The sequence below is a fragment of the Desmonostoc vinosum genome, assembly GCF_059505385.1.
On record NZ_JCACKM010000199.1, the window covers coordinates 1 to 10712 of the forward strand.

The 10712-nt window shown below is 40.6% G+C and carries 20 protein-coding genes and 1 pseudogene; 10 read left to right on the forward strand and 11 right to left on the reverse strand.

From position 1 onward, the window contains the following. Positions 1-77 precede the first annotated feature (77 nt). The 6 genes from AC5JMF_RS24235 to AC5JMF_RS24260 all read left to right on the forward strand — a co-directional run bounded on the left by AC5JMF_RS24235 (position 78) and on the right by AC5JMF_RS24260 (position 2986). Entirely contained in the window at positions 78-242 is a 165-nt protein-coding gene (locus AC5JMF_RS24235) for a hypothetical protein (RefSeq protein ID WP_495798260.1), read from the forward strand. Between the two features lie 39 nt (positions 243-281). Next, the gene (locus tag AC5JMF_RS24240) at positions 282-647 is read left to right on the forward strand and encodes a hypothetical protein (protein ID WP_495798261.1); all 366 of its coding nucleotides are present in this window, start codon (positions 282-284) and stop codon (positions 645-647) included. Positions 648-912: 265 nt separating this feature from the next. Beyond that, the gene (locus AC5JMF_RS24245) at positions 913-1116 is read left to right on the forward strand and encodes a hypothetical protein (protein ID WP_495798262.1); all 204 of its coding nucleotides are present in this window, start codon (positions 913-915) and stop codon (positions 1114-1116) included. Next, positions 1116-1664, forward strand: coding sequence for a siphovirus Gp157 family protein (locus tag AC5JMF_RS24250; RefSeq protein WP_495798263.1), 549 nt, complete (start codon positions 1116-1118; stop codon positions 1662-1664). Before AC5JMF_RS24245 ends, AC5JMF_RS24250 begins: the two co-directional genes overlap by 1 nt. 27 nt (positions 1665-1691) lie before the next feature. After that, positions 1692-2087 carry a hypothetical protein gene (locus tag AC5JMF_RS24255; protein ID WP_495798264.1) on the forward strand — a complete coding sequence of 132 codons (396 nt, stop codon included), beginning with the start codon at positions 1692-1694 and terminating at the stop codon, positions 2085-2087. Between the two features lie 104 nt (positions 2088-2191). Beyond that, on the forward strand, positions 2192-2986 hold the full coding sequence (locus tag AC5JMF_RS24260; RefSeq protein WP_495798265.1) for a hypothetical protein: 795 nt from the start codon (positions 2192-2194) through the stop codon (positions 2984-2986). Between the two features lie 23 nt (positions 2987-3009). Here the strand turns inward: AC5JMF_RS24260 and AC5JMF_RS24265 are convergent, their stop codons facing one another. Continuing rightward, positions 3010-3216, reverse strand: coding sequence for a hypothetical protein (locus AC5JMF_RS24265; protein WP_495798266.1), 207 nt, complete (start codon positions 3214-3216; stop codon positions 3010-3012). A 175-nt stretch (positions 3217-3391) separates the two neighbouring features. On the opposite strand from AC5JMF_RS24265, the gene AC5JMF_RS24270 reads away from it, so the two are divergent. Together AC5JMF_RS24270 and AC5JMF_RS24275 are read left to right on the forward strand one after the other, a co-directional pair. Continuing rightward, positions 3392-3715, forward strand: coding sequence for a hypothetical protein (locus AC5JMF_RS24270; RefSeq protein ID WP_495798267.1), 324 nt, complete (start codon positions 3392-3394; stop codon positions 3713-3715). A gap of 97 nt (positions 3716-3812) precedes the next feature. Then, on the forward strand, positions 3813-4397 hold the full coding sequence (locus AC5JMF_RS24275) for a methyltransferase (RefSeq protein ID WP_495798268.1): 585 nt from the start codon (positions 3813-3815) through the stop codon (positions 4395-4397). Between the two features lie 43 nt (positions 4398-4440). Here the strand turns inward: AC5JMF_RS24275 and AC5JMF_RS24280 are convergent, their stop codons facing one another. The 4 genes from AC5JMF_RS24280 to AC5JMF_RS24295 form a co-directional block, all read right to left on the reverse strand. Beyond that, entirely contained in the window at positions 4441-4596 is a 156-nt protein-coding gene (locus AC5JMF_RS24280) for a CopG family transcriptional regulator (protein WP_495798279.1), read from the reverse strand. Positions 4597-4663: 67 nt separating this feature from the next. Then, positions 4664-5434 carry a hypothetical protein gene (locus AC5JMF_RS24285; RefSeq protein WP_495798269.1) on the reverse strand — a complete coding sequence of 257 codons (771 nt, stop codon included), beginning with the start codon at positions 5432-5434 and terminating at the stop codon, positions 4664-4666. A gap of 76 nt (positions 5435-5510) precedes the next feature. Further along, positions 5511-5933 (reverse strand): hypothetical protein, encoded by a 423-nt coding sequence (locus tag AC5JMF_RS24290; RefSeq protein ID WP_495798270.1) that lies wholly within the window; start codon positions 5931-5933, stop codon positions 5511-5513. Then, positions 5926-7056 (reverse strand): ParM/StbA family protein, encoded by a 1131-nt coding sequence (locus AC5JMF_RS24295; protein ID WP_495798271.1) that lies wholly within the window; start codon positions 7054-7056, stop codon positions 5926-5928. The genes AC5JMF_RS24290 and AC5JMF_RS24295 overlap by 8 nt, the downstream gene beginning before the upstream one ends. A gap of 409 nt (positions 7057-7465) precedes the next feature. On the opposite strand from AC5JMF_RS24295, the gene AC5JMF_RS24300 reads away from it, so the two are divergent. Continuing rightward, entirely contained in the window at positions 7466-7867 is a 402-nt protein-coding gene (locus AC5JMF_RS24300; protein ID WP_495798272.1) for a relaxase domain-containing protein, read from the forward strand. Here the strand turns inward: AC5JMF_RS24300 and AC5JMF_RS24305 are convergent. The 6 genes and pseudogenes from AC5JMF_RS24305 to AC5JMF_RS24330 form a co-directional block, all read right to left on the reverse strand. Further along, positions 7864-8001, reverse strand: coding sequence for a hypothetical protein (locus tag AC5JMF_RS24305; RefSeq protein WP_495798273.1), 138 nt, complete (start codon positions 7999-8001; stop codon positions 7864-7866). The two genes, AC5JMF_RS24300 and AC5JMF_RS24305, sit on opposite strands and share 4 nt — an antisense overlap. A 28-nt stretch (positions 8002-8029) precedes the next feature. Further along, positions 8030-8536 carry a hypothetical protein gene (locus AC5JMF_RS24310; RefSeq protein WP_495798274.1) on the reverse strand — a complete coding sequence of 169 codons (507 nt, stop codon included), beginning with the start codon at positions 8534-8536 and terminating at the stop codon, positions 8030-8032. Between the two features lie 40 nt (positions 8537-8576). Beyond that, positions 8577-9065, reverse strand: a complete 489-nt coding sequence (locus AC5JMF_RS24315; RefSeq protein ID WP_495798275.1) for a ParB/RepB/Spo0J family partition protein — start codon at positions 9063-9065, stop codon at positions 8577-8579. After that, positions 9065-9499, reverse strand: a pseudogene (locus tag AC5JMF_RS24320) (toprim domain-containing protein); the annotation flags it as partial. The gene AC5JMF_RS24315 and the pseudogene AC5JMF_RS24320, both read right to left, overlap by 1 nt. A gap of 107 nt (positions 9500-9606) precedes the next feature. Next, a complete protein-coding gene (locus AC5JMF_RS24325; RefSeq protein ID WP_495798276.1) occupies positions 9607-9996 on the reverse strand; it encodes an aspartyl protease in 390 nt (129 codons plus the stop codon). Beyond that, complete coding sequence (locus AC5JMF_RS24330; protein WP_495798277.1) at positions 9993-10307, reverse strand: hypothetical protein; 315 nt, start codon at positions 10305-10307, stop codon at positions 9993-9995. The genes AC5JMF_RS24325 and AC5JMF_RS24330 overlap by 4 nt, the downstream gene beginning before the upstream one ends. Positions 10308-10398: 91 nt before the next feature. On the opposite strand from AC5JMF_RS24330, the gene AC5JMF_RS24335 reads away from it, so the two are divergent. Then, positions 10399-10695 (forward strand): tyrosine-type recombinase/integrase, encoded by a 297-nt coding sequence (locus tag AC5JMF_RS24335; protein ID WP_495798278.1) that lies wholly within the window; start codon positions 10399-10401, stop codon positions 10693-10695. The last annotated feature ends 17 nt before the right edge of the window (positions 10696-10712 follow it).

Sequence of the window (10712 nt, forward strand, 5' to 3'; positions counted from 1 at the left end):
TTCGTCTGATGATCAAGCGGATGGCTTCTTAAGCTTTTGTTTACGAATCAGCTCTTACAGAGGCATTTTTACGTAAGATGTTTAGTTTAGTTAGCCATGTTCAAGTTGCTTACGGTAGAACTGGGCAAGTTACTAATACGCTTAATCTAACCCTTGAATTGATACCTGGTGATGATGATGAAGATGATTATAATGATGACACTTCTCATCCTGGGCATCCATGTCATTACGGCGATCGCTAATCAATTTATTTGGAGTTTAGCACAATTACCTTAACAACAATGACACAACATATTAGCTATTCTTTACCCCCGAATCTATCAGGAATTGCTCAATTACAAGCAGCGTTTGCCATGCTAGAGCAAGAAAATGTAGATGATACAAAATTCAAGTTATTAGCAGCGATCGCCAGCAGCATCTTTTTCTTATTAAGCTTTGGGCACTTGGGTTATCAATTTGTGTTTATCGAGCATTACCCATATCACAATAGGCCCGGTTGGGATGATAAAGAAGAAACTTTTTGTTTGGTTCAGTTGAACTGGAATAACCAGAGATTTCAACAACCTCGTTGGAGTCCTTTAAAACCAGAGGCAGTTTTGGCTTGGATTAATCAGCCGACTTATTCAGATAACCGGGCAATAGCTTGATTGAATGCAATGGGCGATCGCCCTAAAGATTGCCCACAACTCCATGAAACCAATTCGCAATTCGCTTAGAGCGACGCTCCTGTGTCGCTCTAAGCGAAGCTATGCCGTAGGCTTTACGCTAACGCTATCGCGGACTCGCTAACGCAATTCGCAATTAAACTAAGCCACCCACTCATAGGTGGGGTTTCGACCTGCCTTACGATACAAGGATTGTTTCGCCCACAATTCCACTCGCTTTTTACCTTTTCCCTTCTTCATAAAACAAATGATACAAGATTTTCAACTACAACCAAGCATCAGTATTTGGCATGACGGCGAAAATTTTAAAGCTCAGATTTATTGGAGTGATGCAGACAACATGGAACCAGAGTTATCTGCTACGACTGAGACACATTTAGCTTTGCTGATTGCACACGCAATTCAAAAATATGTAGAGAGAGAAATTATATATAACTCTTTTGTAAACTAATGCCAACATTACGACAAATACAACTTGCATCACAACAACTGACTAACAAGCTAAACGATTTCCTTTCATCACTTGATGAATTGAATTTATCCCCCGAAATTGAGCAAGCTAAAATAGAGGAATTCTTACAAGCATTTCTGCACAACGAACAAGAATTGAAAGACAAAGTAAATGCTTCATGCTGGTATCTAACATCTTTGCAGAAAGATGCGGAATACTACAGAGAGCAAGCCCAAAGGATGCAAGCAGCAGCGCGAGTTGCCGAGAATCGGATTGCATCATTTAAGGCTTATTTGATGAGTATTGTTGAAGAGAAAGGTGGGAAATTCCCAACCCTAGATTTCCCGAAATTAGCTGTTCGGGCTACAGCTCCATCAGTTGTAATTGATAATGACTATTCAGGTGAGATTCCTGATGAATATTTAAAGCAGCGTGATTTAGAAGATGTGGTGAATAAGAGTGCGATCGCAGCATCATTAAAAGCTGGAGGTGAGTTACCGTTTGCTCGATTTAGTGAAAAAGGTAAGGCGTTATTTGGGTTGAAATAATTTTCTTTTACTGAGAATAAATCTAATGTGAACTCTACACACTGCTGTTTATCGGTGGCTTTCAAGCAAATTCCAGATACTCACTATCTACTGAAAGCAGCCAAAAAACATTTAGCGATCGCCATTAATAATGCCAAGCAATATGAATCAACTTGGCATTCAATCATCTGGATTAACTCTAACACGCAGACAAAGAGAAGGGTGTTGGAGGAACTTAATCACCTCGCCTTTGACTGCTACACCCATTTTCTGATTGCTGTTGATTACCTAAATGAGTATGCTTTGTTGATGAATGAGCAGGGTAAAACAACAGCTAAATGGTGGAGTGAAGTATCTATTAATTTGAGTTTGGCTCACACTTCAATTCATCGGGAAAATGAGCGAGAAATATCAGCTAGGCAATTGAGATTATTTCTGAATTAAATAGCGATCGCATTCAGTACCCGATGCTGGGTTTTATACCTGCATTCAGCACTCCCTTACAGAATTTGAACTAGCCAAAAATAACAAATTGAAGGACACGAACAATGTCTGATGATATTTTACGACAAGAGATTGACGGTATCGAATATTTTACCGTTGCTGCTACTGGAGAGTCAGGAATGAGTCAACGGGGACTGTCAAGGTTGTGTGGAGTTCGGCTCTCGACAGTGCAAAATATCCTTGAAAACCTGACCGAAAATAAGGCCCCCGAATGGCTTCAAAAGCTTGTGGGAAGCGACTTATACCTGACCGAAAAAATCTCTGTTAAAGGGGGTGAAACCAGGCCAATCAGAGCCATTGTTTGCTGGGGTATCTTACGTTTGTACGAACGCAGAGGGAAGCTTGAAGCCATAGTGGCCTTAGATGCAATCGGCGCGATTGGTATAAATAGTTTCATCCAAGCGAAGACAGGATGGTTACCTGAACAATATCAATCATCCCGCAAGCAACGCCAAGAAGTGAGCCGGATTTTAGAGACGCCACAGCCGTGGACTCGTATGTTTGAGAACGAGTTTGAAGAGAACCTTGCACGTATTACCAAGTTGCATAAAAAGAATATCAGAAACGGAAAAATGTACTGGGAGTTTATTTATAGTTGGATGACACCAGAGGAGAAAGTCAAGCTCGACATCGTTAACCCAGCACTCCCCAACGGCCGCAGGAAATACAAAATACACCAGATGTTAGATAACCAAACCAAAGAGAGATTATCTCCTCATGTGACATCAGTGTTGATTCTGATGAAGTCGGCTAACTCGGTTGACGAACTGCGGCGGTTGGTTGGGAGACAATACGGAGTAGACCAGCCGAATCTGTTTGACGGGTGGAATCTGGGATAGCAAAAGGTAAGCGGCGTTGTAGTTCATTCTTCATTCGTAGTTTGAGAATAATCGCTAATTAATTGTGCGATCGCACCTCTTAATTGATCTTGCCAGCCGGGGATTGATTTTATCTGTGTCTTCATTGCCTCTGTAAGCCTGAGTTCAATTTTGGCATTAAGCGGCTCATCTCCAGCAGCTTTAAACTGTGTACCCTCTCTTACATGTTCAAAAGCCTTGCGATTACTCATAAGTTTTACCGTGTCTACTTGGTAAATAATAGCAGAAACGATCAGGAATTTATATCATTAATCATGAGTTATACCTTGTAGACATGGTATTATATAAATATAATCAATCAAAAGGTAATCGCCAACCGTCCAAAGTCTGCGATTACCTTCTCACCAAACCCGATAAAGGAAATTGATGATTACTACAAGATTAACACCAAACCAAGCCTCTATTTCTTCTATACAACAGGCTTATCAAGAAGCAAAGATAGACTATCAAATCCTAGAGCAGAAAATCAGAAATACTTCTGTTGACGAGTTCAATGTGCTAGTGCAACTCAATCATGAACTAGCCGCAGCAGCACAAAAGATGGAAGCAGTATTTGATGACTGGAGCAATGCACTAGACGCATTTGTTACACAGCCACTAGAACCAGACCCCTTACCTGCACCAGGGTTGAAGCTGATTGGTGGCTGGCTGTATGACAGTTACGGAGGTCGGACATTAGTAGTTAGTTAATTACCAACAGCTAGAACTTACACTCTTCAAAAAGTTCTAGCTCTACCAAACCGAGCTTGACCAATTTTATCCCTTCGCTTCATTAATGGTGACTATCATGTTTGGAACTACTACAGAATTTTATCCAACTCCTGCACTAGTAATTAAACAAATGCTTGCACCATTTATCAAAACCTACAAAAATAAATGGAATAGTGAAGATGAGTTTTTTTCTTTCAAAGGCAAAACAATATTAGACCCTAGTGCTGGTGCTGGTGATATTCTTGATTACTTACAAGAGAAATTTAAAATGCAACGATGTTCAATGTTTGCTATTGAGCTTGACTCCGACTTGCGTTACACATTACAAGGCAAAAACTACCGAGTAATTGGTACTGATTTCTTAGAGTATGATGAACCATGTAGGTTTGATCTGATTTTGATGAATCCTCCTTTTTCTAATGGAGTACATCATGTCATAAAAGCCTGGGAAGTTCTAGAAGATGGCGGAAATTTAGTAGCACTACTCAATAGTCAATCTCTTAAAAATCCAAATTCAAAAACTAAAGAGTATCTACTGCATTTGCTGGCTACTATGATTGGTAAAACATTCAACGCTGGTAAAGATTTAGTTGATGATTTGTTGCTTGAGCTATTAGACAATGGTGTGATTGAATGGTTAGGTAGTTGCTTCCAAAATTAATATCTAGAAGCATTTTTGTATGCTGACTGAATTAAGCAATTGATTATTTCTTTGTCTTGGACAGAGAGCAAATCAGTTCGCGGATTACATCGGTTGCAGCTCTACCTGTTTGCAAACAATATTCTTCTAGTTCTATCGCTTCAGTACGTGCCAAATTAACAGTGATGCGTTTGACAGCCCATTTCTTATTTCTAGCAATAGATTTATTTTCAGTGTGTGGTGTAGCTAATATCAAAGCATTTCTCCTTTTTGTAATAGCGTGTAATTCAATCGTGAAGGTTATTCAAAGCTTTTTGATGCTTCAGTGGTTGAATATGTTTTTCACTAGATAAATACCAGTCTGATTTATCAGATTGCAAAGAATTCAGACAGTGAAAGGCTAGCGTACAAAATGTCAGTTCTTCTTTATGTTCTGCGAGAACCTGAACAACATTTTTGAGGTAGATTTGGTTAACTAGTCCAGGAATATTTTCAGCACGCTTTTGGGTAACACTATCAACTAAATCAACTAATTGATCTTCAGTTAGGGACGCGGATTCACCAACAAGATCGACCATAGCCTCTGTGTAGCTGGGCTGTTGTCTAATCCCAAAGTGTGCTGCTACTTGCTCTTTTGTTTGACCTTGCTGTTTAATCAAGTCGCAGGCCTTCAGGAAGCGATCGCACTCAATAGGGCTATACTCATCTTTATCAGTGAGTCCACAAGCCTGTAAAATTTGCAGTGCTTCAGTTAAGGAGATTTTAACCCCAACATCTGAACGGGCCATAGATAGTAGTTCAGAGATGTTTTTAAGCTCAAATGGCTCAAATGTTACTGGTTCTATAGATGGAGCTTCTTGAAATAACTGTTTTGCTTGCTCATAATCCGTGACTCGTCCAGAACTCAAGTAACCTCGCAGGACATCAAACTTGATTTCTATATCCTCATCACTATATTCGTCTTGATCTGTAGGTAGTCCACAGGCCCTGAATGTGGCATCGACCTCATCAAGAGAAAGAGAGTATACGTTCTGTAAAGTTTCTTTGGTATATGGCATAGATGAAGCTCCTTGGTTAACTGAACATTCCTTGAAAAGTTTCATCATCCTCGTGATGAATAAAGTCTTGTACTTCTTACTCCACTTGATTCTCTAAATCAGGTAAGGAAGTATTTGTTGTCTGATGGGGATGAGACTCGATAGTAGGTGTTTGCTGAATTGATAGTAATGGTCGTTGTCTGGATGTGTGAACACCCAACGGCTCGTCAAGCGACATTGCTTGTTCACCATCATGAAAGAGTCCGAAGTTCTCTGCCAAATAATTAATATGCATCTGAAGCTTATAGATAGCAGTTCTAGCATAATGCTTAAGTTGTTCGTCGGAGTATTCACCTCTATCTTTAAGCGCAAAAGGTAGCCAGTAAGCTCTAGTTGCGTTCAAAACTTTTTCTTTTTCAGTAATCACCGCATTCTTAGAACGTAAAAAGTCTGTGAGAATGCTGTCTAAACTCTGTGCCTCGATATCTGTACGGAAGCGGTATGGAACACGTTTAGACATGAGTTTTAACACTCCCCATAGCAGATTGATTAGCTTTTTGCTTGACACCACATAGGTAGAAGAATAACCCATAAACATCTGTAAGGCGACAATCGAGAGATTTGTTAATCACCTGTGATGAAAAGCTAGAATTGATTTGTTTTTCTAGATGCTCGCACCAATTGACTTTAGAGAAAGAAAATAAGTTAGTTAACTCGCAGCGGAAAAAGTTTGATGTCCCCCCAGCCAACAATACCTCATCAGTATCACGGGGAACATGTAACTTCAGCCAGCCAGAGAGCATCATCCAATATTCTTCCCTAGCATTTGAAATAGCCTGTCTAATGGTTGAGATTTCGTGATTTTTATAGGCTGGGTCTAGTGAAACAACTAACTCTTCTAGAGCTTTAGGAGAAACATTCTTACCAGCTTTACAAATGGCTGTAACCAGCTTGTGCTGATTTAAACCAGATGTTTGGCTTTTGACGGCATCAATCATTTTGGCAAATCCCAAGGATTGGGTACGCCCAACAGACATCTCACCACGTTCCACCAATAATATAGATGCATCTCTGTATCCCAACATCACAACTGCAACGGTTTGCTCTTTGAGGCTAGAACCAGGAGCGCGCCCACGAGTTAGAACCCCTCCCCCTTCAGGTAAATACAAAAATAAATCTACTGAAAAACTTTTCTGTTGTCCCCTAAATTTATAATCAGCCAGAGCCTCTGTAACTAAGCGCTCAAACAATACTCTATCTTGATATTCTCCCCAAGGTAACAAAATACCTAGTCGAATGGTCGTACCATTTGGCAGTTCATACTTGTCAGCGATCGCTGCGATCATTGCTAAAACCTTGGGAAGGGCTAAGACAAATTTTCTTCTTTGCAGCTGCAAGTCAGCATGAAATCGTTTTCTCGCTAAGAATCCAACTGCATGATATTCACCTTTGTATTCAATCCAAGCGCTATTTTCTGGAGAAGAATTACCAATCTTAGTCTGCTCGTAAGCCTCTAAACTATGTTTTGGAACTGAAGCAACTTCCGGCTCCATCAAAATTAGTTCTGGTTTGAATGCATCTAAAGTAAAAAATCCTTTCAGCCCTGAGCCTCCCGGATCTATCGCCACTGTTAAATCTGCCATCAACTTAAATTCCTTTCTTGCGTCATATGTGCGTCAGTTTTGCGTCATACAGAAGAGGCGTCTTTTATACGTCAATCAGGCGTCAAATCTGCGTTTAGCAGTCGTCCAGAATGCGTCATTTCTCACTTAATAACAAACATTATAAGTCAAGAATTAATCATATATTACCAATATTATAGTCTTAATGAGAATATGTCATAAATGCGTCACAATTGCGGCTAAATTGCGCTACAACTACGTCAATCACACGTCAATTCTGTGTCATAAATGCGTCAAAAAGAAGAAAATTGACGAAATTGTTGATTATTTTGTGATGGGTGAATATTAGGAAAAAGCCTTGCACATTACGCTTAATTTTTGTGAAAGTTTTTCTGATATATTAGGGAGAGAAATTTAATTTTCATGCAATGTGCTGACAGTTAAAAACGTCTCAGCTAAAACAGCAGTCGAATATTTTTTTAGAGGGGCAACGCAAAAAGGAGCAGCGCGTTGGTCAGGTAAGGGTGTAGAAAAATTAAAGCTCAAGGGTGCAATTAATAATGAAGAAATATTTAGCAATATTACACATGGACTATCTCCAGATGGCAGCAAATTTCTCAATGGGAGAAAATTAAGCAGTGAAAAAAGAAGGGCAGCACTAGACTGCACTTTCTCTGCACCCAAGACTGTAAGTATGATGGCTCTGGTTGGTGGAGATGCAAGGTTGATAGAAGCTCATCTCAAAGCTGTTAGACAAAGCCTAGATTTGGCAGAGTTAAAGTATACGAAGACAAGAATCAGGAAAGATGGATTTCAGAAGACGATCCCCTAGCTGTCTAATTGGTATGAAAGAGCTTGAGACTCAATCATGGTACGAAGTTCCATATGCTCATTGACCAAAGCTTGTATTGTGCTAATGGGGTCATGATGGAGGCGATGTTTTTGTTGACGGGGTGCTTCCGCCAAAGCTAATCTACGACGTTGGGTTTTATACTCAGTTACAGTTACTTGCTGAATTTGTGTAAGTAAGTGTTGTTCGCTTTCGGCAAGAAAGAGAATTTGATATTGACCTTGCATCACGCAATTGGGCAGTTGATTTACGTCCACTAATTCGTCGCTGGTGGCGACGCAGATGGCTAAACATAGCTTCCATTTTCAGGTTATCTGGTGGTAAACCAGGGATATCATAGCAGTGCAACAAGTTAGCCCCGTATTTGTTCCATAGTCGTTGTAACTTTTTCTTGAGAGCAAACTGTGCCGGATTTTGTTGAGGGTTAGGCACAAACTGCTGTAACAACTTTTGTATCTCACACCGGACTTGAAAACTTGTTAAAGGTAATTTTGCAGTTTGTGTAATATCAGTCGCATCATCTGTGCTAGAACTGGTGTGTTCAGGATAGTGCAAACATTCGGCAATTCGTCGTAACCATTGGTGCGCCTCTTCTAAGTCTGATGCTACCGAACGACTGTTACTTAAAGCCTGGTCAACCCAAACCGACAACAGAGATAAATAATCTGTGTCAATTTCTCGACATGGTAAACTACGTAGTATCGAACCTATAGCTGATAGTTGCTGATAGCCGCTTAAGCCGCCCCATTTCCAAGGTTTGCGACTTGTGCGATTGATACAATATCTCTCTTAAACTCAAGTTCTTGGATACTGTTAGCTTCAGCAATGTTTTTCGCTGTTCTTCATTTTTAATTTGTGCGATCGCTCTCGCCTTCGTGAATTCTATTTTTCCTTCACGTAGCGCTTGCAAGATATCAGTAGGTAGATTTAACAGTGGTAAACGACTGGTACGAAAGGATTCTGCTGAAAATTTTCCCAGCCCAGATAAAACTGATTCGATAGTTTGAAATTGGAGGGAAACGTTTTCCTCCAGTTCTTGATGACGGTTTCTTGCATGGTTAGCACGATTTAGAATAGACCCAACCTCATTAGTACTAATGTTAAGTTTGAGTGATAACAGGTCAAGAATTGCCTCCGTTTCTTCAACTGGGTTTAGATCCTCGCGCTGTAAGTTCTCCATAGACAATCTCGGCATAGTCCTGCCCCCACTAGATTTAAGTCTAGTTTCCTGGGATTGGCGATCGCGGCTCTCACTGCCGATTCTGTAATTTCGCTGTAGACTACTCGTTTAGCGTCTCTCAAACCCAAAGCTTCCTTGATGTGCCAAGCTATTGTCTCCCCTTCTCTGTCTGGGTCTGTTGCTAATACTACTTCATTTACCAGCTTCATTGCTGCTTTTAGCTGCCCAATCGTTTCTTTGGCTCTCTGGTCACGCGCTACATAATTGCATCGTACCTCGCTGCCATCTATAGTAAAGCCTAGAGAATCTTCTCCCGAATCGCTCAACTGTCGAATATGACCACAACTGGCACGCACAATCCAATCACTGCCGAGAATTTGACTAAGCTTTTTGACTTTTCCTGGAGATTCGACTACTAGAAGACGTTTTGGCATGAAAGCTGCTCTTTATTGTTGGTCGGCCACTAGTTCTTAATTATTTATCTTAGTATCCCTGTACTATAATCAACTAGCTCTATGCAAGAGAATTACATGCGGTGTTCTTAAAAGGTAATGTCCACTACTGCCTCTAATGTCAAAATTCCTCTTGGCTTATTTACAACTAACTGCATAATATCGAACCATAGTGACCCCATCAAAGTTTCAGGCAGTTCTTCTCCTACATGGATAGGAATGACAAACTCTTTGCTATCAATAATTACTTGACCTTCATATAAGTCAAAATACTCTAACCCAGCTGCTGTTTGCATCTCAATTTGAGGTAGGATTATAGACCATTCCAGAGCTTCCAGGTCTTGAGAATTAATGCACAACCACCCAGAGGTAAAACCTGTATCAAACAGTGCTTCAACTTCAAATCGCTCTCCATTCACAGCGACTAATTGTATTTCAAACAGCAACTCCCCATTATCACCAAACCTGCCGTCAATCATATTGTGCCGCAGGCTCCAGTTTCATTCAGTCGAAAAATAGTCAGCTTGGCATCTGGGTTAATATACTGATTGCGAACCTGTTGGAGTAAACCTTTTAACTCAGGGTCGATGAGGTAGTTTTCGCTATCTGCATCTATGGCAATCAACCAGTTGTAATGGTTTTCAATTAGTTGAGGACGAATCCTCTCAAAAATTGCCCGACATCGCGCACCCAGTTCATGACGCTGGAGTTTGCGACGATGCAATTGTTCGGGTGTTAACGTCGCCTGCGGCAATATCCGATTTCGGCTTGCTTTAGATAGCTCACTCATGTTGAATAAAATCAATTAGCAGCGATATTTCAATTATTGCGTACCATGCACCGGCGATAATAATTTACTATCGCGCATAGAGACTTCAAGGGTGAAAATCGACCGTCACGGGAAAGCAAAAGTCCTGACTATTCAAGAAATTGAGCGCTTATTTACCCTAGGGTTAACCACACTCAGAGATAAAACCCTCTGTGCCGTGATGCTTTACACCGCTTGCCGGGTTAAGGAATGTGTCACCCTCAAAATTAAGGATGTTTATGACAGCAGGGGCAGAGTCAGACCTGAGTTAATTATCCGTAAAGGTAACACCAAAGGAAAACTGGCAACCCGTACTATTCCCGTATTAGATGGAATGGCACTAAGAAAAGCCGAAACACTTGCGGTTTAAGCAGTTTGCAATTGCTT

Coding starts and splice junctions, on each gene's coding strand:
- AC5JMF_RS24245 (WP_495798262.1), top strand. CDS start 913: ATGATACAAGATTTTCAACTACAACCAAGCATCAGTATTTGGCATGAC.
- AC5JMF_RS24325 (WP_495798276.1), bottom strand. CDS start 9,996: ATGATTGACGGCAGGTTTGGTGATAATGGGGAGTTGCTGTTTGAAATA.
- AC5JMF_RS24295 (WP_495798271.1), bottom strand. CDS start 7,056: ATGGCAGATTTAACAGTGGCGATAGATCCGGGAGGCTCAGGGCTGAAA.
- AC5JMF_RS24260 (WP_495798265.1), top strand. CDS start 2,192: ATGTCTGATGATATTTTACGACAAGAGATTGACGGTATCGAATATTTT.
- AC5JMF_RS24265 (WP_495798266.1), bottom strand. CDS start 3,216: ATGAGTAATCGCAAGGCTTTTGAACATGTAAGAGAGGGTACACAGTTT.
- AC5JMF_RS24270 (WP_495798267.1), top strand. CDS start 3,392: ATGATTACTACAAGATTAACACCAAACCAAGCCTCTATTTCTTCTATA.
- AC5JMF_RS24275 (WP_495798268.1), top strand. CDS start 3,813: ATGTTTGGAACTACTACAGAATTTTATCCAACTCCTGCACTAGTAATT.
- AC5JMF_RS24315 (WP_495798275.1), bottom strand. CDS start 9,065: ATGGAGAACTTACAGCGCGAGGATCTAAACCCAGTTGAAGAAACGGAG.
- AC5JMF_RS24290 (WP_495798270.1), bottom strand. CDS start 5,933: ATGTCTAAACGTGTTCCATACCGCTTCCGTACAGATATCGAGGCACAG.
- AC5JMF_RS24330 (WP_495798277.1), bottom strand. CDS start 10,307: ATGAGTGAGCTATCTAAAGCAAGCCGAAATCGGATATTGCCGCAGGCG.
- AC5JMF_RS24235 (WP_495798260.1), top strand. CDS start 78: ATGTTTAGTTTAGTTAGCCATGTTCAAGTTGCTTACGGTAGAACTGGG.
- AC5JMF_RS24240 (WP_495798261.1), top strand. CDS start 282: ATGACACAACATATTAGCTATTCTTTACCCCCGAATCTATCAGGAATT.
- AC5JMF_RS24250 (WP_495798263.1), top strand. CDS start 1,116: ATGCCAACATTACGACAAATACAACTTGCATCACAACAACTGACTAAC.
- AC5JMF_RS24285 (WP_495798269.1), bottom strand. CDS start 5,434: ATGCCATATACCAAAGAAACTTTACAGAACGTATACTCTCTTTCTCTT.